Below are 21,069 nucleotides of genomic sequence, written 5' to 3'. Positions count from 1 at the left end.
CTAGGTAATTATTTATTTTCATCATTTTATTGCGCCTTGCATAGAACCAAACGTAAGACCATGTTGAATAATCAAGAAGAAAACAATCACTGGTACAGAGAAAATCAGAGATGCAGCCATCTGAGCACCAACATCAACTCCTGAAGGTGTAGCAAATGACGCCAACCATACAGGAAGAGTGTATTTTTCTTGAGTTTTCATAAAAGTATACGCGATTAAATAATCATTCCATGCGTGAATACAAGCAAATACTGATGTTGCGATAATCCCTGGAGCTGCAAGGGGAAATGTAATCCTCCACAAAATTTGCCATTCACTAGCACCTTCAACACGAGCTGATTCAAAAATAGACATTGGCATAGCTAAGAAAAATCCTCGCAAATTCCAAATTGCCACTGGAAGCACAGCAGTAACATAAGCCAAAACTAAACCAACGTAAGTATCAAGCATTCCAAAACGATTGAAAACAATGAATTGTGGTATAAGAATTGCTGTTGCTGGAATCATTTGCACAACAATCACAGCAGCCATAATAAGCTTTCTGCCAGCAAACGCGTGCATAGTTAAAGCAGCACAAGCCAAAAACGCTACAATAACCGCAATAACTACACTCAACACTGTTACCAACAGACTATTGCAAGCATATGAAAGCATTGAATCAGAAGAAAAAGCATCATGCATATGTTCAAACGACCAGTGACTCGGTAACAAAGTTGGCTTGGATTGTAGAACTTCGTTTCGAGGTGAAAATGCCGTAACACACATCCAATACACGGGGAAAATCCATACAATAATAAACACAAAAGCAAGCAAAGTGTTAATAATTTTATTCAATGTAACACGCCTACGAAGCAAATCCAATAAGGTAACTATCTTCATAACTCATCACCATTCTTTAGAAGTCGTCGAATATAGTAAACCGTGGCAAAAAAGAGTATCAGAGTAGTTACCACGCTTATTGCAGAGCCTTGTCCAATAGAAAAATTAATAAATGCTTTCTTATATGTAAAAACTCCAACGGTTGCAGTAGATTCACGAGGACCACCCTGAGTAAGTAACCATATTTGATTAAATACGTTGAAATCCCATATGCAAGAAAGTATGGTTATAGCCGTTAATTGTGGAGCCAACATAGGTACTGTAATTTGCCAATATATACGCGTTTTTGAAGCTCCGTCAACTGCCGCAGCCTCAGCATATTCAGTAGCAATCTGCTTTTGTGCAGCATATAAGGTAATAGCAATATATGGAACAGCCTGCCATACGATTATTAATCCAATACAGCAAAAAGCTAAATTCGTGTTACTAGTCCACGAAAGATTGCGAATATTGCCAAAAATTTTTAACTGAGTCAACAGCCAACCTACTACTCCATAACCAGGTTGAAACATCCATTTAAACACTAATGCAGCAGCAACATTAGGCATTGCCCATGCAGCTACAAGAACAATAGACATAATCACCCTTACTACTGCAGATTGTTTAAACATGGTTTGCGCAACCCACATCCCTATAAGCACGCTAGTAATAACGAGAAATGCAGCAAAAGCAATTGTGATTCCTAGAGAATAGTAGAATCCTTTGTCTGCAAAAAGAGTTAAATATTGCTGAATACCAACGAACTCAAATTCTCCAGTGAACAACGATCTAGCATTAAAATTGCTAAGAGATGCTACAACAAGCATAAGTAGAGGCAAAATAACCAACACCATAAGTAATATGCAAGCTGGAAGTAGCATTAGAGCTGGAACTATTTTATTAGCACTTTTACTGGCAGATTTACTAGCAGATTTACTACTATAATTTTTGCTGACTTTTAGGAGCCTCATAAGTCACCACCAACCTGATTATGAGAGAAAATCTCTTGTGCATGGTCATGGAATACGCGTGCTGCTTGCAAAACAGATTTTGCAGACATAGCAGATGAAGCGAATAATTCTTTGAGAGAACCATCTGCTTCGATAGTTGACCATCCAGGAGCTGCAGGAGTTGATTGAGATACTCTAGCTGTTTCGAAGAATCCTTTTTGCACCTCGTCTAAATCGCGAGAATGTAAATATTCATCCAACAAGTCAATACTATTAGGAAGCCAACCATCGTGTTCCACGATCCACTTACGCTGAATTAAAGGGCTTGCGGCAATGCGTATCCATTTTAATGCCAACGCAACGTTGCTACTTCTAGACGGTATTGCCCAGTCTGAACCAGCAAGAACGGAAGGTTGTATACCCTTACCCTTTACGCTTGGCATTGGAAATGTGGCAAAATCTTTTCTAGAAAGAGATGGATTAATTGAGATTGCCTTTGTAACAGCTGCACTATTTGTCAATACTGCTGAAGCTTTTTGTTGAGCTAGTATTTGCGCTTGATCAGGATTATTTATTTCAGCAGATCTTGATGCTTCTGTTGAGAACGCGTTTTGAAAATCTGCCCATTTTTTAAGTCCTTGTAAGGTTTTCTTACTTATTGCAGACGAATGCCATTGCATTCCATTGGATGAAGCTAAGCTTCCACCACAATCCCAAACAAATTGCATTCCAGCAAACCAATTCTGTCCTGGAAGATACATTGCACTAAAATCCGCTTCATTTTTGTGAGCTTGTTTTATTGTGTTAAGTGCAGAAATCAGCTGAGTAAAAGTTGTTGGCTGATTTGTTATTCCAGCTGAAGACCATATGCGTTTGTTGTAAATAACAACTCTAGATGCTGCAAATGCTGGGACAGCATACAGCTTATCTTTATAAATAGCTGGCTCTCGTAATCCTTTAAGCCAACGTTTACCTTGTGAAAGCATTTTTTCGTGTTCTGTTATATCTAGTAATCCTCCACTTGCTGCAAAATCCGCTATTTTTGTATTACCAATATCAACAACATCTGGCGGACGAGATGTAGATAATGCAGTTGTAAGTTTTGTAGAAATACCGTCCCAGGGCTGAACTTGTACATGTACTCGCACGCCTGTTTGTGCTTCAAACTGTTTGTTGATTGCGTTAAGTGTTTCTTTTGTAAAATCGTCTTGCATAACCCACACTGTTATGCCATTTTTGGATGAGGATTGGGAAGATACGCTGCTTGTTGGCGCTCCTATAGAGCATCCACTAAGCATTATTGCCATTGCTAGCGTAATAACCGCATAAGCAGTACACTTTCCGTATATTCGTCTCATGCGCGCTCCTTGAAAACATATTTGGCTTCGCACCATTGCTTAAGCCGTATTACTATTCTACACCTTCATAAGTACGATTTCCGCACTTATTAAATTTTGTAAAATACATGCAAAAAATGAATCAAATAGTTTATAAGACAAAGAGCGACACGCTCATAACTGTTGGAATTAAAACGATTCGACGACAAAGTTTGATTTTTGATAATTTAAATGCGATGATAGATATACTTTATTTTTTAACCAATAATTAGAAAGTAAAGCGAACTAAATATGTTCAGTGAAGAACCCTATACATAACATAAGCCAAACAAAAAGTTCATTGATGAACAACAAACAAAGGATAAAAATGGCTAGAAATACAATGATGGATTTTTTGTCCAATAAACTTGCGCCGTTTGGCGAAAAAGTCGCAGCACAACGGCATTTGAAAGCATTGCGTGAAGGCGTGCTGATGGCAATGCCTCTTGTACTTATTGGTTCCATTTTCACATTAATTGGAAGCTTCCCTATTGAAGCGTGGACCAAATGGCTTCACACACACGGCGAATTAGATGCTTTACTTAGCACTATGGCAAACAATTCCTTTGGATTAATCGGTCTAGCAACCGCATTTGGAATTTCATACAGACTTGCAGAATCATACAAAACAGACGGACCTTCTGCAGGAGTTCTTGCAATCGGCGCATTCCTTCTCGTAACTCCACCAATCGCAAGTAAAGAAGGAGCAAACGGCATTCCTTACGGACTTATTGGCGGAAAAGGTTTATTTACAGCAATTGTTATAGCCTTCATAACCGCAGAAATATATCGCCAGTTTATTCAACGTAAATTCACAATTAAAATGCCAAAAAGCGTTCCAGAAGCTGTTGGACATTCGTTTGCAGCACTCGTGCCAGGAACAGTAATAATTGTTCTATTTGCAATAGTGACAAAAGTTTTGCAAGTCACAGGAATTGGCAGCCTCAATAATCTTCTCGCTATTATAGTTGGAACTCCATTAGCTCTTATTGGTGCAACACTTCCAGGAACATTCGTTGCTGTACTCCTCAACTCCGTATTCTGGTTCTGCGGCGTAAACGGCGGTCAAGTTGTTGGTTCTGTTATGAACCCAATCTGGCTTCAGCAAGCCGACGCCAATCGTATTGCTTTGCAAGCTGGTCACGCGCTTCCTAACATCATCACTGCACCGTTCATGGATTTGTTCGTGTACATGGGTGGCGGCGGAGCAACAATCGGTCTTGCGCTCTGCCTTCTCTTCTTCTCAAGGAGCCGCGAATACAAAACATTGGGTCGCATTTCAGGCATACCAGCATTGTTCAACATCAACACTGCTATCCTCTTCAGCTTCCCAACTGTTCTCAATCCTATTATGATCTTCCCATTCATCTTTACGCCTATCATCAATGCTGTAGTAACATACGGCGCTATGGCAACAGGATTAGTTCCTTACACCACTGGTGTCGCACTACCATGGACGACTCCACCAATCATCGGCGGATTCCTTGCTACAGGAAGCTGGCAAGGTGCTGTATTACAAGCACTGCTTGTAGTACTATCCTTTATAATCTACTTCCCATTCTTCAAGGCAGCAGACGCAGCTCATTCTAAGGCTGAAAAGGATTTAATGGATAGCAAGAACAGCGCTACTTCTAAGGAGGATTAATTAACATGTTGTCTAAGACACTATATGTTCAAGCTAATCCTAATACTGGTGAATTTATTTACAATGAGATGGAACGCCTCTGCAAAAGAATGTTTGGCATGAAAATAACGCCTGCAAGCACACTAGAAGAGGCAGATTTCAAGCTTTTATCCGACGAGCAGAAGCAACGTGCGAATCTAAAAGATGCTTTTAGCTTGAAAGTAACTAGCGCAAAAATCTCAATTCACACTAATACAGATGTAGCACTATTAATTGCCGTTTACAGGTTTGCTTACGAGTTCGGAGCAAGATTCCTAAGACCAGGCAGAAGCAACGAAATACTACCTTCTCTTAGCGAAGAAGACTTTGAAAAGGCGAATATTCAACTTGATGAAACGGCAAGTTTTGCTCATAGAGGTGTATGCATCGAAGGAGCCGACAAGATTGAGAACATAGTCGATTTCATTGATTGGCTTCCTAAAATTGGCATGAATAGCTTCTTTATACAATTTGAAAACCCTTACCCATTCCTCAAACGTTGGTATGAGCACGAGTTTAATCCGTATCAAGAGAAAGAGCCATTCAGCATTGATATTGCGCAAAAAATGAGTGATTCTGTTGATGAAGCAATGCAAAAGCGCGGTATTGTTCAGCATAGAGTTGGACACGGTTGGACTGGTGAAGTTCTAGGATACTCCTCAAAATACGGCTGGGAGTCAGGCGTTAGTCTTCCAGAAGACAAGAAACCACTAGTAGCCGAAATTGCAGGGAAACGAGAACTGTTTAACGGCGCTCCAATATTAACGAGTCTGGATTTTGCAAATCCAGAAGTAACTAAGCAACTTGTTGATATTGTTGTATCGTATGCTCAAGAACATTCAGACGTAGATTATCTGCACGTATGGCTTTCTGACGCTTGCAACAATATTTGTGAATGTGAAGAATGCAAAAAGACATTCCCTTCCGATCAGTACGTTGATTTTCTTAACGCACTTGACAAAAAACTTACGGAAAAAGGTTTGGATACTCATATTTGCTTCTTGCTTTACCACGAATTACTGTTTGCGCCAGAGCATGCGAAAATTGCTAATCCAGAACGTTTTACCATGATGTTTGCGCCAATTAGTAGAACGTTTGAAAAAAGTTACGCAGACGTTGACTACAAGAATGGTATTCCACAAACTGAAGCCTATAATCGCAACAATACAGTTATGCCGAACTCGCTAGAAGAAAATCTAAGCTACCTGTTTTCTTGGAAAAAAGCATTCCAAGGAGATGGATTTGTGTACGATTATCCACTCGGACGAGCACATTATGGCGATTTAGGATACATGGCTATAAGTTCAACTATTTACCGCGATATTGCACATCTTAGTAAGTTAGGATTAGATGGCTACATTTCTTGCCAAGAGCTTCGAGCAGGATTCCCACATAATTTCCCTAATTATGTTATGGGATCCATGCTGTGGAACAATACGCGCACTTACGATGATATAAAGCAAGAATACTTTGCATCACTGTATGGCAATAGTTGGAAAACTGCTGTAGATTGGCTGCAAACCGTTTCTTACCTTTCTTCATGCGATTATTTCAACGCCATTGGTGAAAGAATTAATCTAAAGCAAAGTGAACAGTTCAATGCCATTGCTTGCCTAGCGGACTCAATGGTAACGACTATTTCTAAACAGATAAGTAATGAAACTGGACACATTGCTGACGAATGGTTGCTTCTCTCTTGGCATCGTGAATACGTTAAGAAACTTTCCCAAGCATTGCGAGAAATTTCTTGCGGACACAACGAACAAGCCCAACAATATTGGTACGAATTCCTTGATTTTATTAGAAGGGAAGAAAACAATATTCAACCGAATCTTGATGTTTACAGAGTAATCGAAGTAGCTAAAAACTACGCTGGATTCAAGCTTTAATCAAAAATAATCCAAAAGATCAATAAATTACCATTAAGAAGTGCCTTTGATTGTTTCTACAGGTTGAAAAACAAGTAGAGACTTTCAAAGGCACATTTTGTTTATATATTATTTGTTTATACGTTATATGCTATTTATGCACAATATTTATACACAATACTTAAGGCGATACTACTTAAGGCATACGCCATTTAAGGCAGATACTACAAAATTCGCTCACCACTTGACGACGGTACAGCCGAAAGAGCGCGCGGAGCAGCAAAACCACGTTTTGCAAACTCATCAGCAATAGCCTGAGCAATCGGCTTAGCCCTATTAGTATCAACTAAAGCAATAATGGAGCCACCAAATCCGCCGCCAGTCATGCGAGCGCCATAAGCTCCCTCATTGCGAGCCACATCAACAGCAGTATCGAGTTCTGGAACAGTAACCTCATAATCATCTCTTAATGAATTATGTGACTGGTTCATCAATTCTCCCGCAAGAGTAATGTCTGTTTTATGGAAAGCCTCAACAAACTCTCGAACGCGATTTATTTCCGTAACAACATGACGCACTCTTCTCATCATTGTTTCGCCACCAAGCTTCTGCACTCGATTAAGAGTATCTTGTAAAGTCTGCTGTAAATCCCCACTATTAGAAATAGAATCAGCAACAGCACGCAAAGATGACACATTAAGCGCTTGAGCAGCCTCTTGACACATCATTCGACGAGCAGCATATTGACCATCATTAAGCTGATGAGGAGCGCAAGTATCTACAACCAGTAGTTCTAGATTATTCGCCGCCAAATCAAACGGCTGCTGGCTCACGCTTTGTAATGGCGTCAAATCTTTCTTGCAGTCCAACAGAAGCGCATTGCCCTCAACACATCGCAAAGAAGCATTTTGATCCAAGCCTCCAGTTGAAGCTCCAGCCATTTCATTCTCTGCCATAATCGCCGCATGAATAAGCTGCACACGCCCAACATCCGAATCCGATAATCCTAAGTCAAATGCATCACTTAAAGCGAGCGCAATAGAACATGTCATTGCTGCAGAAGAACTTAAGCCTGATCCAAGCGGAACGCATGAAACAAACGCAGCATCAAAACCACGTACCTTTAAGTAGCCTGCTTTACGCAATGCCCACGCTACCCCAATAGCGTATGCCGCCCAACCTTTTACATCTCCAGCATGTAGATGATCAAGATCCGCTTGTTCGATTGACATAGGGTTAACGCTTGAAACTACTCTAACTTTTGTGTCTCTTCTAGGATGCAACGCAACAAAAGTGCGATGCGGAAGAGCGATAGGCAAGCATAATCCTTCGTTATAATCCGTGTGTTCACCAATAATGTTTACTCGTCCAGGGCTTGCCCATACTCCACCATTATCTTGCAAACGCATTCTGCAATATTCGCCAAAAGTCTCGCTGAATAGTGATGTTGCTTGTCTGGCACCATCATCATTCTTCACTGCTTCAATAAATGATACTGGCATAATAGCACTCCTTTGTACTCACAAATCATAATAACATTTAATATTACTAATATAGTTAATAACATTAGCCTAACTAGTCTAACTAGTCTAAATCAACCGCACCGAGTTCATGGAATCGTTGTGCAATAAGTTCTGGCGTAGTATCTGAAACCCACGCAGCCATACCAGACTCAGATCCAGCCAAATACTTGATTTTGTTAACATCTCTGCGGAATGAGAAGAATTGCAAATTAAGACGATAATTTTCACGACGAGGGTCATGCAATGGGGCTTGATGCCATGCTGCAATATATGGAAGATCCATTCCCAATCCATCTCCCTTATCGAAGAATGCGTTTCCGCGACGCAATAATGTTGAATACATTTGTGCCAAATCCCAACGCTCTTGGTCATCAAGCTGATCCAAAGAAAGAACATCTCTAACTGGAGCAACATGCACCTCTAGTGGCCAGCGCGCTGCGGCTGGAACATATGCCACCCAACTGTGATTTCTCATTACAATGCGCGAAGCATTATCAATCTCCGAAAGCATTAAATCTTTCAACAAATTACTGCCAGTGCGTTCAAAATAAGCTTGAGTATGTCGCAATTCTTGCTCAAGTCTAGGCGCAATAAACGGATAAGAATAAACCTGACCATGAGGATGAGCTAAAGTAACGCCAATTTCTGCACCATGATTTTCAAATGGGAATATTTGTTCAATGCCATCAATCTGGCTAATTTCAGCCGTTCTAAAAGCCCACGCCTCTACTACAGTTCGCAAACGAGATACTGGCAATTGAGCCGGTAACATATTTTCGTCTGGTCCGAAGCAAATCACTTCACAACGCCCAGCTGCAGGAGCCTGTTTCCATAGTGGATTGCCATTAAGATAATGAGGTTCACGGCTTACACCAGGAACTTGAACCATGGATGGAAAACGATTTTCAAAAACCACAACATCGTAATCAGTGTCTGGAACTTCCCCATCTTGATATGCAGAACCAGGTTTGCGAGCGGCAAGCGGATTGCCCTTAGTAAGCGCTCCAGGGCCAGCAGTGATTGGTCTATTCATGCGCGCTGTAGACATAGGAATCCAGTCTCCAGTAAGAGGATCTTGACGCATTTGCGGAGCTGCATACTGCACTTCATTACCATCCGCATCAATATGCGAGGCAAACCTATACGCTAATTTTCGAGGATCTTTCAATTCGCGCGTTTTAAGACCGCTAACATAATCTGGGCTATCATCAAGATAGAAAAAGTCACGACCGTCAGACAATTTCGTTGCAGTAATGCGAATATGATTGCGAGCATACTCTCCTGGCTTATATGACTTATAAGAATTATAAGAATATTCGCCATTATTATTATCAGCAGCATTCTGATGATTTTGAACGTCGTTAAGTCCGTCGCCAAGTGCGTCATTAAGTCCGTCATTGATGTCCATGTTCATATACACCTTTGTCCTTTTGATTTTAAATCTTTTGCTATTTTGTTATTTTGTATTTATTATTTTGTTTCTTTGCTTTTGCAAAGGTAAATCCACAACGACTCCTAAACAAAAAGCACATCTCAACTCTCAGAAAATGTTACTTTTTGTAACATAACGAGCGTTCTTGATGCTATTCTATCATATAATTGTGTACTTTGAGGGCATTTTATTACATATTTTGCAAAAATTCGCACTAAATAACTCATAGACGCAACATTACAAAAAATAACAATCCACCATTTACTAACACAAACTCAGGGTCTGCAGCGCATTCTACGATTAAGACTATGCCAAACAACATTAACGAGCTTATGGAAGCGCTAAACGAGACACAGCAGCAAAGCGAAAAAACGCCGCTCAGCCAATCCTTCCTGCTCGGTTTCGACACAGAAACAACGGGCGCAATTCTCGGCGAAGACTCCATTTGTTCAGCAACTCTTGTGCTCAGAAACCCACAAAATAAGACTCACAATGACGTGATAGCAACCTGGTTAATAAACCCGCACAAGCCAATTAATCCAAAAGCAAGCCAAGTCAACGGATTTACGGACGAGTTCCTACAAGAAAACGGTGGGGAACCAACGGCGGAAATCGAAGCATTGGCTGCGGCGGTAAGCCTCGCGCAGAGCAAAAATATTCCACTGCTTGCATACAACGCTCCTTTCGACGTTGAAATGCTAAGGCATGATTTAAAAAAATGGGATTTAACAAGCCTGAACAATCGCCCGAATAGCACAATCAACGATGGAGAAATTCTTGTAGTAGACCCATTAGTTATAGACCGCGCTGTTTCTAAGCGCACAGGCAAGCGAACACTTACGCATACAACACAATTCTACGGAGTAGAGCCAATCGGAGACTTTCACGACGCAACAGCAGACACTGTAGCAGCAGTGGACTTGATTAAGCCTATAAGCGAATTGCATGAAAATGTTGCGAATCTTGAATTATGCGATTTAATGACATGGCAACGCAAAGCGTATGCAAAGTGGAAAAACAGCTTCGACGAATGGCTAAAATCCAAAGGAAAACCAGCTAGCAGCGGAAACTGGCTATAATTCAAAATCAAGAGGAACAAAATGAGCGAAAAAACAAATCTTCATCTAAACATGCTAGACGCAAGCACAATTTTAAAAAATTACAGACTTCTACGAGAAATTATCCAAAAACTCCCACAGACCAATACTGAACACTCAGACGAACAAAACAACTGCACAGAAAACAACATAGAAAACAACGATTTCGTGCATATTCGCAACGAAATCTGGTCTATGAACGCGGACGATTTTAAAAACTACAAAAAAACATACAACCACATAACATACGATTCACGAGATATTAAGAAAAACACTCTTCTGTTCATTAAAGGCAATTTTAAGCCAGAATATCTTAAAGACGCTGATAAAAATGGCTTAACTACATACGTTGCCGAGCAAAGTTACGCGGATTACACCAATGCAGTAGGACTTATAGTAACAGACGTTCGTAAAGCAATGAGCTTGCTTTCATCAGAATTCTTTGGAAACCCACAAGAAAGACTTAGAGTTATTGGAATTACGGGAACAAAGGGAAAAACAACAACAGCTTACTTCACTCATGCAATTTTAAACGAACATTCTGAAGGCAAAGCAGCCTTATTCTCCTCCGTTGACAATTGCTTAGATGGAAAAACATATGTTGAATCTAATTTGACTACACCAGAAAGCCTAGACGCATTCCGCATGATGAGCCAAGCCGTAAAAAACGGTATGAAATACCTAGTCATGGAAGTTTCATCACAAGCATACAAAGTAGAGCGAGTATACGGACTACACTTTAATGTGGCAGCATTCCTAAACATAAGCCCAGACCACATAAGCCCAATAGAACACCCAACTTTTGAAGACTACCTGTATTGCAAACGCCAAATCGTAAAAAACACTGACGCGCTTATACTCAATGCAGACTGCGCTCACGCAGACTTAATACTCCAAGACGCACAAAACGAATACGTGGACGTCACAACATTTTCAAGAGTACGAAAAGAAGAAATGGGCGAAAACATCTGCAACTGCCCAGCATGCAGCGATCATTCAGACATTCACCCTTACGAAAAGAGCGAAAAATACCCAGAACTTATTTGGACAAAATATGTAGCAATGCCAGTTTCATCAGACGCGCAAGAACATTATGTTGCTGTTTTAGACAACGAAAGCAAGAAAAACAAAAAACAATTCGTACCTAATTACACAACTATAGACAAATTCAATCTAAAAATCGCAGGCGACTTTAACTACGAAAACGCCACTGCAGCAATCGCAATCGCAAACGCATTAGGCATAAATGAAAACACAGATCAAAAAGCCCTACATGCTATAGAAAACGTTCAAATATCGGGGCGAATGGAAGTCTTTAAAGACACAAAATCCAATACAGTTGCCATAGTGGATTACGCACACAACTACATTTCCACAAAATCTGTTGTCGACTTCGTATACGACAAATACGGTAACAATGATCTTAGAATCACGCTTGTAACAGGATCCACGGGAGACAAAGCCGTTGACAGGAGAAAAGAAATAGTTCAAGCTGCACAAGATCGAATCAACCAATTTGTGTTCACTCAAGAAGACACAAATGTTGAAGACGAAATGGACATTTGCAAATACATGCAATCTTGCGTAACCAATCCAAACGTTGAATCGCGAATTATTATAAACAGAGCTGAAGCTATTGAGTACAGTGTTGAAGAAGCAAGAAAAGATGCTAGAGAGAACAACAGACTCAACATAATACTTGCTATCGGAAAGGGCGACGAACGCTGGATAAAGGTGCACAACAAGCATGTTCCTTACGAAGGAGATTCGTTTATTATTAAACGCTTATTTAGCTAAGCACCTCTTTAGCTAAAGTCAATTCGCAATGTTTGGATGAATATTAGCGCGCTGATCCTTAGGCTTCTTCAAGTCTGGATTAACGCGCTCAATAAGCATATTTCGAGCGTCGCCAGCTGTAACAAAACTGCCGCAAATCAACACTCCATGTCCGTATCCAACTCCAAGCTCATCGTCTTCGTCAACAAGATTCACAGCTTCTTGAATAGCGTCTGGAAGATCGTCAACGCGAATCACTCGATCTCTGCCAAATACGTTAACCGCAATCTTCTCCAAATCTTCTGGATCCATAACGCGATCACGCCAAGAGTTACGAGTAACAATAATCTTCGTTAAAATCGGCTCAAGAACACCCAAGTATTCTTCAACTTGCTTATCTGCCATCATTGCCACAACACCAATAAGCTGCTCAAAATTATAATTCTCCTCGATTGTTTTACGAAGCGACTCAGCAGCATTAACATTGTGGCCGCCGTCAATAATAATTGTCGGAGAAGTGCGCACTTGCTCAATGCGCCCAGGAACCTTAACTTGGCTCAAAGCCTCGGCAACCAAATCGCCATCCAAAGCGCCATTTACAGGCAGAACAACCTCCGCAGCAGCAAGCGCCGCCAAAGCATTATGCGACTGATGCACACCAAACTTGTCAATCGGCACATCTTCATAAGTGCCATTAGGCGTGCGCAAAGTGGCAACTTGACCGCCAACAGCTGGAGTGCGCGAAATAACCTCTAGCTCGCCACTGCCGTCACTAAAGTCGCGTAAAAGCTTGGCATTATTGCGATTTGCCACCTCTTGAATAATCGGCAAAACTTGCGATTCGTGTGGCTGCGGCCCCAAAATCACAGTGCAATTTGGCTTAATAATGCCCGCTTTTGTGCGCGCAATTTCTTCAACCGTATTTCCAAGCCATTGCATGTGATCCATGTCTACAGGACCAATAATCGCAGCATCAGCATTCATAACATTAGTGGCGTCCCATTCGCCACCCATGCCAACTTCCATCACGGCAACATCCACAGGAGCGTCAGCAAAAGCCCAAATCGCCATAGCTGTAAGAACTTCAAAAAAGCTCATGCGCGGCTTGCCATCAGCGTCCATGCGAGCGTCAACCATGTCTATAATGTCTTTCATTTGATCATACACGTCAACGAAATGGTCGTCGCTAATTTCCTCGCCATCAATCATGATTCGCTCATTTACACGTTGCAAATGCGGAGAAGTGTAAAGACCTGTGCGCAAACCGTACGCGCGGCAAATCGCCTCCGCCATGCGAGCCGTGGATCCCTTGCCATTGGTGCCAGTAATGTGAATTACGTGCATCGATTGCTCTGGATGTCCCAAAATATCAAGGATTAGGCGCATTCTGTCTAAATCAAGATTCGTCTTATTATGCTCTGGAGCGCGTCGCATAATATCACGCTCAACGTCAATAATGCGCTCGCCGTTACTATTTGGATGTTCCATAGACATTTTGTTTGCACTCCCCCTGATTTAACTCTCGCCATACGCTGTGTTCGTTATATGCGACATTCTTATGCTCATTTTTCCAACTATCTAGATTAGTAACTGTAGTGTTTTTGTTCCTGCTTTACGGCGTGTCGAAGTAGAAGTGCACTACAGATTCGTTAGATTTGTCTCACTCGTGAGACATATGTAACAGTTTTTGGCTGTTTTTTGTTATATTTGCATCATTGATGAGACATTTGTAACGTTTTTTGGCTCAAATTCGTTAGATTTGTCTCGCTCACGAGACATTTGCAACGCGAGCGATATTCCTTGCTTGGCGTTGCGTAAGCGACTTTATAACGCGTTATAAATTTCTGCAATAGTAAAAAATGTTACAAATCATACAAAAAATTATTCAAAAAGGCGTGTTAGTGGAAACTAAATGGTAGAGTACTCGATGTCGTTTCCGCCCAGGCTGCGTAGGTCAAGAGACGATTTTAAAGAAATTACAATACGCAGCGTCTAGTAGTTAAGGGACTATTATGAGTGATATTTTCAATAATGAATCAAATTACACGCAATCCAGCACGCCTATAACAGACAAGGCTCAGAATCAAGAAGAAGTTACGCCTACAATAATTAGCAGTCTTCGCTGGCGAGTGGCAGATATATCACTTGGAGCTGCTTTAGCTGCTTTGTTTGGTGTAATCTACTGGGGCTTTACTATTGTGTTCTTCTCCCAGATTTCACCTATTTTGCGAACGATTTTACCTGGTTTTGGAAGCATTTTGCACGGCGTTTGGTATATGTCTGGTCCTCTTGCTCTTCTTTTAATTCGTAAGCCTGGTGCTGCGATTTATGTTAATGTTCTTGGTGCTGTATTCGAAAATATTCTTGGTCAACAATTCTCCGCATTTATGGTTCTTGCTTCTGCCGCTTTACAAGCTGTGTTTAGCGAAATTCCTTTTGCGATTGCCAAATATAAGAAGTATAACCTTACCTTAAGCGTTATTGCTGGTGGTCTTACAGCTATTGAATATGGTATTTATTTGATGTTCGTAATCTACCAAGGTAAGTCTGTAAATTATCTAACAATTCACATGATTTGTGAGTTTATAAGCGGTATTGTGATTGCTGGAATTATTCCTTGGATTTTGTTCGTTGCAGTTCGTAAGACTGGAGCTTTGAGTAATTTCGCTTCTGGAAGAGGACAAGCTACAGTAGCATAATTATTCGAGCTAAAACAGCTGGCGACTAAACTAGCGACTAGACTAGCAGAGCACATAAGTATGCATTGCAATACGAATTGTATATGAATAGTGTTTGCATAGCGTGTTAAACGTTTATGGGTGTGTGCTAATCTAGTCGTTGCTGACTTTGTTAGCGTGGGGCTTTAGCTCAGTCGGTTAGAGCAGCGGACTCATAATCCGCCGGTCCAGGGTTCAAGCCCCTGAGGCCCCACTAGATAATCGCCTTAATGGCGTATAAAAAAGCTTCAACTCGTTTGATTCTAGGAATTACCTAATTCATCTTACAAGTTGAAGCTTTTTGTTTATATTCTTACAGACTACAGTCCTGCTTTAGAAAGATAGTCTGGGATTTCGCTCGGATATTCTGGCCATGCTCCTGCTTGAGTGCAAACGTACGCAGCAGTGTTGATTGCAGCACGATGCGCGTCTTTAAGCGAATCGCCAGCCAAAATCCTTGCAGTAAAAGTACCAGAGAACGAATCGCCAGCACCAACCGTGTCATTAACTTCCACATGAGGGGTCGGATATGTGGAGCTTTCTCCCGTCTTAGTAAAGATTGTGCTAAAAGTAGATCCGCCAGTCAAAATCACATAATCCAAGCCATAGCGAGCTTGGAACCATTTGCAAGCCTCATTGTCTGAAGTTTCGCGAATATTGAACATGTCTCTAAGAAGAAGCAGCTCAGAATCGTTAAGCTTAAAAACAGTAGCCTCTTTGAGCAGAGCATCAATTAAATCTTTTGAATAATGATCGCTACGAATGTTAATGTCAAAGAACTTCATTGCGTTTGGCTTAGCGTGCTTTAAAAGCTCCAAAACAGTGTCGTGCGTTTCTTGCGATCTTAAGCTAAGAGTACCAAAGCAAATCGCGTCTGCTTTGCTAACAAGATCTACAAGTTCGCGCGTATAAACAATATGGTCCCACGCAATGTTTCGCACAATCGTGTATTCTGGAATGCCATTTTTAAGTTCCACATCTACTGTGCTAGTTGGCCAAGCATTGCGCTGAATAACATGCTTAATCCCTGCTTTTTTAACTTCTTCAACAAGTTCATCACCGAGAGAATCTTCTCCAACCGCACTAATAACATAGCTTTCTGCTCCATTGCATTGCGCGTGATACGCAAAGTTGGCTGGAGCACCTCCAACTCGTTTTCCTTGTGGAAGCAAATCCCACAGTAGTTCTCCAAGCGAAAGAACGATTGGCTTAGTCATTATATTCCTTTCAAGAGCATCAATGATTTTGGCTACAACTTGTTGATTCAACATTTTTACCCGCAGCACGCCGATAATAAAATAATGTTGTTATAACAAAGCGATATAACAACATTATTGCGTTAAGATTAGATAAATTGGGTCTTTAGGATTTTGAACTTTAAAACTCAACGGTTAGTTGCCACTTTTCCGCCGAAATTATAAGAAAAGTGGCACTAATCGCATAGAAAAAAGTCGCCCTATTGCACGTTACTTTGCCGCGCGCTGAGCCATCCAAGCCTCTACATCATCAATCTGCTTAGGAATATCGATAGAAAGCCATTCAGGGCCATTCTCCGTCATCAAAACATCGTCTTCAATGCGGATTCCAATTCCGCGCATTTCTGGCGGAAGCATAAGATCATTGGCAGCAAAGTACAAGCCAGGCTCGATTGTGAAAATCATTCCTGGAGTAATTTTCGCACCCTGATACGCCTCGTAGCGAGCTTGAGCGCAATCGTGAACATCTAGACCCAAGTGGTGAGCAACACCACACGCATGCCAACGACGATGCTGCTGACCTTGCGGAGAAAGCGATTCTTCAACGCTAACCTTTAGAATACCCCACTCATGCAAATGCTCTGCAAGCACGCGCATGCAAGCGTGGTGAATATCGCTGTAAGTGGCGCCTGGCTTAGCCGCCTCAAAACCAGCTTGCTGAGCGTCGAGAACGCACTGGTAAAGCTTCTTTTGCAAATCTGTAAACTTGCCGTTTGTTGGGAAAGTTCGCGTAATGTCTGCCGTGTAAAGGCTGTTGACTTCTACGCCTGCATCAATAAGCAAAAGCTCGCCGCTAGAAACCACGCCCGTGTTGCGCATCCAATGCAAAATTGGAGCGTGCTTTCCAGAAGCAACAATCGTATCGTAGCCAACCTCGTTTCCGACTTCTCGAGCAACGGAGTTAAAAGCGCCTTCAATCATGCGTTCAGAATGTTCTTTGCCTAAAGCTTGAGGTAAACGCGTAAGCATGCGATCAAAGCCTAACTTTGTAGCAGCAACAGCTTTGCGCATTTCGCCAATCTCGTAAGCGTCTTTGAGCATACGAGCTTCGGCTGCTACTTCATGCAACTTATCGTCTGCAGCAATATTTGCATCTTCGTCGCTAAATCCGCTCGCTTCTCTTAAAGCATCTACACGCGCTGTTAAATCAGCATCTGACTCGCGCACAATTCGCACACGCACGCTTTCGGCAGAGCTATTATCGTCGCTAACGTTTTTTGCAAGCGCGTCGTCAAGCTCGGCAATATCGCGCGTATCGATACCAGTCATAGCCTTAAGCTCTTTAAGTCCTGCGCGAGGACCAACCCAGTATTCACCGTAGTGCGGGTCTTTGTAGAACGCATCAGTGCTATTGTCTGCGCGAGGAGCCACAAAAAGCTGCGGAACGTGAGTTTTGCCAGCCGCTTCCTCGTTACTGCCTGCTTGCACCGGCTCAAGCACAAGCACAGCGCCAGCTTCGTAATCCTGACCCAAGCCAGTGTAGTATGCGAAAGTTGTGTCTGGTCTAAAAGCGTAGTCGCAATCGTTATTGCGTACTTTTGGCTGACCTGCTGGGATAACAAGGCGCTCGCCTGGGAATCTCTTGCCAAGCGCTTCTAAGCGTGCTGGCGTGTACTTTGAGGACTCAAGCGGTTCGATTTGTGGCTCCTGGTTATCCCAGCCACTAGTCATAAACTCTTTAAAGGAATCGCTGTTTGGGCGCAAAGATCGATTGTTTACGCGGTCTTGCGCTTTCTGCGTACCATCCGCGTTTAGTTGCTCACCATGTATTGTTGGCGTTGATTGATGCATATCTTCTGCCATCTTGCGACTCCTTGAATTAATCTTTAATCAACCTAATCTTTAATCAACTTAGATTCAATCTACATTTCCCTATTTTCTTATTAGGAATGTACATTGAAAACTGCTATTTGATTACGCAAAACTAAAGCGAAGCGTTGTAATGCTGCACCTTAAGCGTACGGCGAGAAGAATCAAGCTTGCCGAGCACCATACGACGCAAAGCTTGATCCGCATCCTTATGCTCATCAAGCCAGCGCTGTCCGCGCTCAACTAATTCGTCTACATCCGCATAATTTGGATACAAGCCTTCAATCAAAGCTTCAGCCATGTGGAATGTGCGATTCTTCCAAATCCACTCAACTTCAGCAAAGTAGCGCTCAACATAAGGCTTAACCAAATCGCCTTTAGCTGTGCTTGCAAAGCCAGCAACCACAGCACCCATTTGCATATTAGTCAAATTGAGATTACGCAAAGCCTGTTCAAAAGCCCAATCCTTAGCTTCTGCAGTTGATCGAGCCGCACGAGCTTGGTAAGCGTATTCGCGATTCTCGGTAGTATCGCGCTTTTTAAGTTCCGCGTCAATTCCAGCTTCGTCCAAAGCGTTCACGCCTGCGAGCGCAATAAGAATGCTCCAGCGCAAGTCGTTGTCGATTTCCAAGCCTTCCAAACTCACGGAACCGTCAAGTAATCCGTTAGCTACGCGCACAAACTCAGCATCTCCAACTTCGCCGTAGCCAAGATAAGCCTTGAGCAACTGGAATTGCTCGTCAGAACCTGCAGAAGCTGCCAAAGCCAACTGCCAAAGTTCGTGAGCTACATGCTTTGCGACTTCTGCTTGACGCTCAGGCACCACGTAGTGGCTTGCAGTTACCTTTACTTGACCAAGAGCATAGCGGAAAGTAGTTGATTCGCGCTCAGTTGCCAAAGCTTTAAGGCTAAGTTCCACAAAGCGTTCTGCTGGGAATTCTGCGTCGCGAGTCATATCCCACAATGCAAGCCAAATAAGCGAGCGAGTCAAAGAATCCTTGAAACGATACAAGTTTTCGGCAGCAAACTCAAGCGACTTTGCGTCAAAACGCAATTTTGTGTACGTTAAATCGTCGTCGTTTACAAGAATAAGCGCAGGCATTTTTTCGCCGCATGCTTCCGCCACTTCCGTCACTTCGCCGTCAACATCTAGTTCGATTCGCTTTGTGCGCTTAATTTCGCCAGTTACTTCATCTACATTGTAGAATCCAACAGCCAAACGGTGTGCGCGCAAAACAGGATGCTCAACTGGCGCGCTCTGGCGCAAACGCAAAGAAGCAATAGTACCGTCAGCTGCTTCTTCGACTTCGGTAGAAATCGTGTTAATTCCAGCCTTTTCAAGCCATTGAGCGCTCCAAGCCTTAAGATCGCGTCCGCTTGTAAGCTCTAACTCATGCAACAAATCAGCCAAAGTTGCGTTGCTGTATGCATGCTTGCTCAAGTAATTGTGAATTCCTTCAAAGAACTTTTCGCGACCAACGTACGCTACGAGTTGCTTTAATACGGAAGCTCCCTTTGCGTAAGTGATGCCGTCGAAGTTAACGGAAGTGTCGTTCAAATCGTTGATTGGAGCCACGATTGGGTGGGTTGTTGGAAGCTGATCTTGATTAAGCGCCCAGCTTTTTTCACCAGAATTGAAAGTGCTCCAAGCGTCATGCCATTCTGTTGCTTCAGCAGTTGCAAGAGTAGAAGTGAATTCTGCGAAGGATTCGTTAAGCCACAAATCATTCCACCACTTCATGGTTACGTAATCACCAAACCACATGTGTGCAAGCTCGTGCAAAACTGTTACAACACGACGCTCAGCATATGCGTCTGTAACTTTGGATTCAAACACGTACTGGTCGCGAATTGTAACCATACCAATGTTTTCCATAGCTCCAGCGTTATATTCTGGCACGTAAATCTGATCGTACTTTGCGTACGGGTATGGCACTCCCCAAGTCTTAGCGTAGAAAGCAAAACCTTTCTTCGTAATATCAAACAAGTAGTCAACGTCTTTTGCAAAAGCGTCTTTAAGTGCCTGACGGCAATACATTGCCATTGGAACTACGCGGCCATCCTCATTGTTGTAAGACGTGTGCCATTCGGCGTAAGGTCCTGCGCAAATCGCAGTTAAGTAGGAGCTCATTTTTGGAGTTGACTCAAACACCCAGCGCTTCATTCCTTCTACAGCGCCATTTTCCAAAGTGCCTGCTTCAGTTTCGCAGCCTTCCAGCGCTGTTTCGCTCTTAACTGGCATGTTGGAAGTAACGATCCAGCTTTCTGGAGCATCCACGCTAAAATCAAAAACCGCCTTCAAATCTGGCTGGTCAAACACTGCGTAAACGCGGCGAGCGTCTGGAACCTCGAACTGAGTGTAAAGGTAAACGTTGCCGTCGGAAGGATCCACGCTTCTGTGCAATCCCTCGCCCGTGTTGGAATACTGGCAGTTTGCTACAACTTCTACAGTATTATGCTCAAGCAGATTTACGAGCTCAATTCGACTATCTGCAAAAACTTTAGAAACATCAAGAGATGCGCCATTGAGCACAACGGATTCAACGCTGTTTGCAATCAAATCGAGGAAGCTTGTTCCACCAGCTTTAGCATCAAACTCAATCTTTGTGTGCGACTTAAAATCGCGGCCGCCCTTGCCTAAATCAAGCGCAACATCGTAGTGAATTGGCATTTGAATTGCGCTAAAACGTTCCGCTGCTTCTACGCGAGTCAGATTTGCTCCTGGCATATTTACCTTCCTTTTT

The 21,069-nt window shown here is 42.4% G+C and carries 14 protein-coding genes and 1 tRNA gene; 6 read left to right on the top strand and 9 right to left on the bottom strand.

All coding sequences use genetic code 11. From position 1 onward, the window contains the following. Positions 1-21: 21 nt before the first annotated feature. From ABVC65_RS03485 to ABVC65_RS03475, 3 genes are read right to left on the bottom strand one after another with little or no spacing between them, the layout of a single operon-like run. On the bottom strand, positions 22-879 hold the full coding sequence (locus tag ABVC65_RS03485) for a carbohydrate ABC transporter permease (RefSeq protein WP_004113011.1): 858 nt from the start codon (positions 877-879) through the stop codon (positions 22-24). Then, on the bottom strand, positions 876-1,829 hold the full coding sequence (locus ABVC65_RS03480; protein WP_353582606.1) for a carbohydrate ABC transporter permease: 954 nt from the start codon (positions 1,827-1,829) through the stop codon (positions 876-878). Before ABVC65_RS03480 ends, ABVC65_RS03485 begins: the two co-directional genes overlap by 4 nt. Then, positions 1,826-3,166 (bottom strand): extracellular solute-binding protein, encoded by a 1,341-nt coding sequence (locus ABVC65_RS03475; protein ID WP_353582605.1) that lies wholly within the window; start codon positions 3,164-3,166, stop codon positions 1,826-1,828. The genes ABVC65_RS03480 and ABVC65_RS03475 overlap by 4 nt, the downstream gene beginning before the upstream one ends. A gap of 346 nt (positions 3,167-3,512) precedes the next feature. Between ABVC65_RS03475 and ABVC65_RS03470 the strand changes: the two genes are divergently transcribed. Further along, complete coding sequence (locus tag ABVC65_RS03470; protein ID WP_004113017.1) at positions 3,513-4,829, top strand: PTS sugar transporter subunit IIC; 1,317 nt, start codon at positions 3,513-3,515, stop codon at positions 4,827-4,829. 5 nt (positions 4,830-4,834) lie between these two features. Beyond that, positions 4,835-6,736, top strand: a complete 1,902-nt coding sequence (locus tag ABVC65_RS03465) for a DUF4838 domain-containing protein (RefSeq protein ID WP_020761755.1) — start codon at positions 4,835-4,837, stop codon at positions 6,734-6,736. Positions 6,737-6,939: 203 nt separating this feature from the next. Here the strand turns inward: ABVC65_RS03465 and galK are convergent, their stop codons facing one another. Both galK and galT read right to left on the bottom strand, forming a co-directional pair. Further along, positions 6,940-8,217 carry a galactokinase gene (gene galK / locus ABVC65_RS03460; RefSeq protein ID WP_353582604.1) on the bottom strand — a complete coding sequence of 426 codons (1,278 nt, stop codon included), beginning with the start codon at positions 8,215-8,217 and terminating at the stop codon, positions 6,940-6,942. An 82-nt stretch (positions 8,218-8,299) separates the two neighbouring features. Next, entirely contained in the window at positions 8,300-9,646 is a 1,347-nt protein-coding gene (gene galT / locus ABVC65_RS03455; RefSeq protein ID WP_353582917.1) for a galactose-1-phosphate uridylyltransferase, read from the bottom strand. A 332-nt stretch (positions 9,647-9,978) separates the two neighbouring features. On the opposite strand from galT, the gene ABVC65_RS03450 reads away from it, so the two are divergent. Then, entirely contained in the window at positions 9,979-10,749 is a 771-nt protein-coding gene (locus tag ABVC65_RS03450) for an exonuclease domain-containing protein (protein ID WP_353582603.1), read from the top strand. A 21-nt stretch (positions 10,750-10,770) separates the two neighbouring features. Continuing rightward, the gene (locus ABVC65_RS03445) at positions 10,771-12,564 is read left to right on the top strand and encodes a UDP-N-acetylmuramoyl-L-alanyl-D-glutamate--2,6-diaminopimelate ligase (RefSeq protein WP_353582602.1); all 1,794 of its coding nucleotides are present in this window, start codon (positions 10,771-10,773) and stop codon (positions 12,562-12,564) included. Between the two features lie 18 nt (positions 12,565-12,582). On the opposite strand, the gene ABVC65_RS03440 is transcribed toward ABVC65_RS03445, so the two are convergent. Then, on the bottom strand, positions 12,583-14,037 hold the full coding sequence (locus tag ABVC65_RS03440) for a bifunctional folylpolyglutamate synthase/dihydrofolate synthase (protein ID WP_353582601.1): 1,455 nt from the start codon (positions 14,035-14,037) through the stop codon (positions 12,583-12,585). A gap of 518 nt (positions 14,038-14,555) precedes the next feature. Between ABVC65_RS03440 and ABVC65_RS03435 the strand changes: the two genes are divergently transcribed. Both ABVC65_RS03435 and ABVC65_RS03430 read left to right on the top strand, forming a co-directional pair. Continuing rightward, positions 14,556-15,242, top strand: coding sequence for an ECF transporter S component (locus tag ABVC65_RS03435; RefSeq protein WP_353582600.1), 687 nt, complete (start codon positions 14,556-14,558; stop codon positions 15,240-15,242). A 158-nt stretch (positions 15,243-15,400) separates the two neighbouring features. Then, positions 15,401-15,474: transfer RNA gene (locus ABVC65_RS03430), tRNA-Ile, on the top strand. Positions 15,475-15,580: 106 nt separating this feature from the next. On the opposite strand, the gene ABVC65_RS03425 is transcribed toward ABVC65_RS03430, so the two are convergent. The 3 genes from ABVC65_RS03425 to pepN all read right to left on the bottom strand — a co-directional run bounded on the left by ABVC65_RS03425 (position 15,581) and on the right by pepN (position 21,053). Beyond that, a complete protein-coding gene (locus ABVC65_RS03425; RefSeq protein WP_353582599.1) occupies positions 15,581-16,477 on the bottom strand; it encodes a carbohydrate kinase family protein in 897 nt (298 codons plus the stop codon). Positions 16,478-16,726: 249 nt separating this feature from the next. Further along, positions 16,727-18,307 carry an aminopeptidase P family protein gene (locus ABVC65_RS03420; protein WP_435528282.1) on the bottom strand — a complete coding sequence of 527 codons (1,581 nt, stop codon included), beginning with the start codon at positions 18,305-18,307 and terminating at the stop codon, positions 16,727-16,729. Positions 18,308-18,440: 133 nt separating this feature from the next. After that, entirely contained in the window at positions 18,441-21,053 is a 2,613-nt protein-coding gene (gene pepN, locus ABVC65_RS03415) for an aminopeptidase N (protein WP_353582597.1), read from the bottom strand. Positions 21,054-21,069 lie beyond the last annotated feature (16 nt).

It is taken from the genome of Gardnerella vaginalis (assembly GCF_040427915.1).
GTDB classification, from domain to species: Bacteria; Actinomycetota; Actinomycetes; order Actinomycetales; family Bifidobacteriaceae; genus Bifidobacterium; species Bifidobacterium vaginale_C.
The sequence above is the reverse complement of the archived record's forward strand: the minus strand, read 5'-3'. Positions and strand labels throughout refer to the sequence as shown.

Bases quoted from the DNA above. Each gene is read 5' to 3' on its own strand.
- ABVC65_RS03485 (WP_004113011.1), bottom strand. From the start codon at position 879: ATGAAGATAGTTACCTTATTGGATTTGCTTCGTAGGCGTGTTACATTG.
- ABVC65_RS03480 (WP_353582606.1), bottom strand. From the start codon at position 1,829: ATGAGGCTCCTAAAAGTCAGCAAAAATTATAGTAGTAAATCTGCTAGT.
- ABVC65_RS03475 (WP_353582605.1), bottom strand. From the start codon at position 3,166: ATGAGACGAATATACGGAAAGTGTACTGCTTATGCGGTTATTACGCTA.
- ABVC65_RS03470 (WP_004113017.1), top strand. From the start codon at position 3,513: ATGGCTAGAAATACAATGATGGATTTTTTGTCCAATAAACTTGCGCCG.
- ABVC65_RS03465 (WP_020761755.1), top strand. From the start codon at position 4,835: ATGTTGTCTAAGACACTATATGTTCAAGCTAATCCTAATACTGGTGAA.
- galK (WP_353582604.1), bottom strand. From the start codon at position 8,217: ATGCCAGTATCATTTATTGAAGCAGTGAAGAATGATGATGGTGCCAGA.
- galT (WP_353582917.1), bottom strand. From the start codon at position 9,646: ATGGACATCAATGACGGACTTAATGACGCACTTGGCGACGGACTTAAC.
- ABVC65_RS03450 (WP_353582603.1), top strand. From the start codon at position 9,979: ATGCCAAACAACATTAACGAGCTTATGGAAGCGCTAAACGAGACACAG.
- ABVC65_RS03445 (WP_353582602.1), top strand. From the start codon at position 10,771: ATGAGCGAAAAAACAAATCTTCATCTAAACATGCTAGACGCAAGCACA.
- ABVC65_RS03440 (WP_353582601.1), bottom strand. From the start codon at position 14,037: ATGTCTATGGAACATCCAAATAGTAACGGCGAGCGCATTATTGACGTT.
- ABVC65_RS03435 (WP_353582600.1), top strand. From the start codon at position 14,556: ATGAGTGATATTTTCAATAATGAATCAAATTACACGCAATCCAGCACG.
- ABVC65_RS03425 (WP_353582599.1), bottom strand. From the start codon at position 16,477: ATGACTAAGCCAATCGTTCTTTCGCTTGGAGAACTACTGTGGGATTTG.
- ABVC65_RS03420 (WP_435528282.1), bottom strand. From the start codon at position 18,307: ATGCATCAATCAACGCCAACAATACATGGTGAGCAACTAAACGCGGAT.
- pepN (WP_353582597.1), bottom strand. From the start codon at position 21,053: ATGCCAGGAGCAAATCTGACTCGCGTAGAAGCAGCGGAACGTTTTAGC.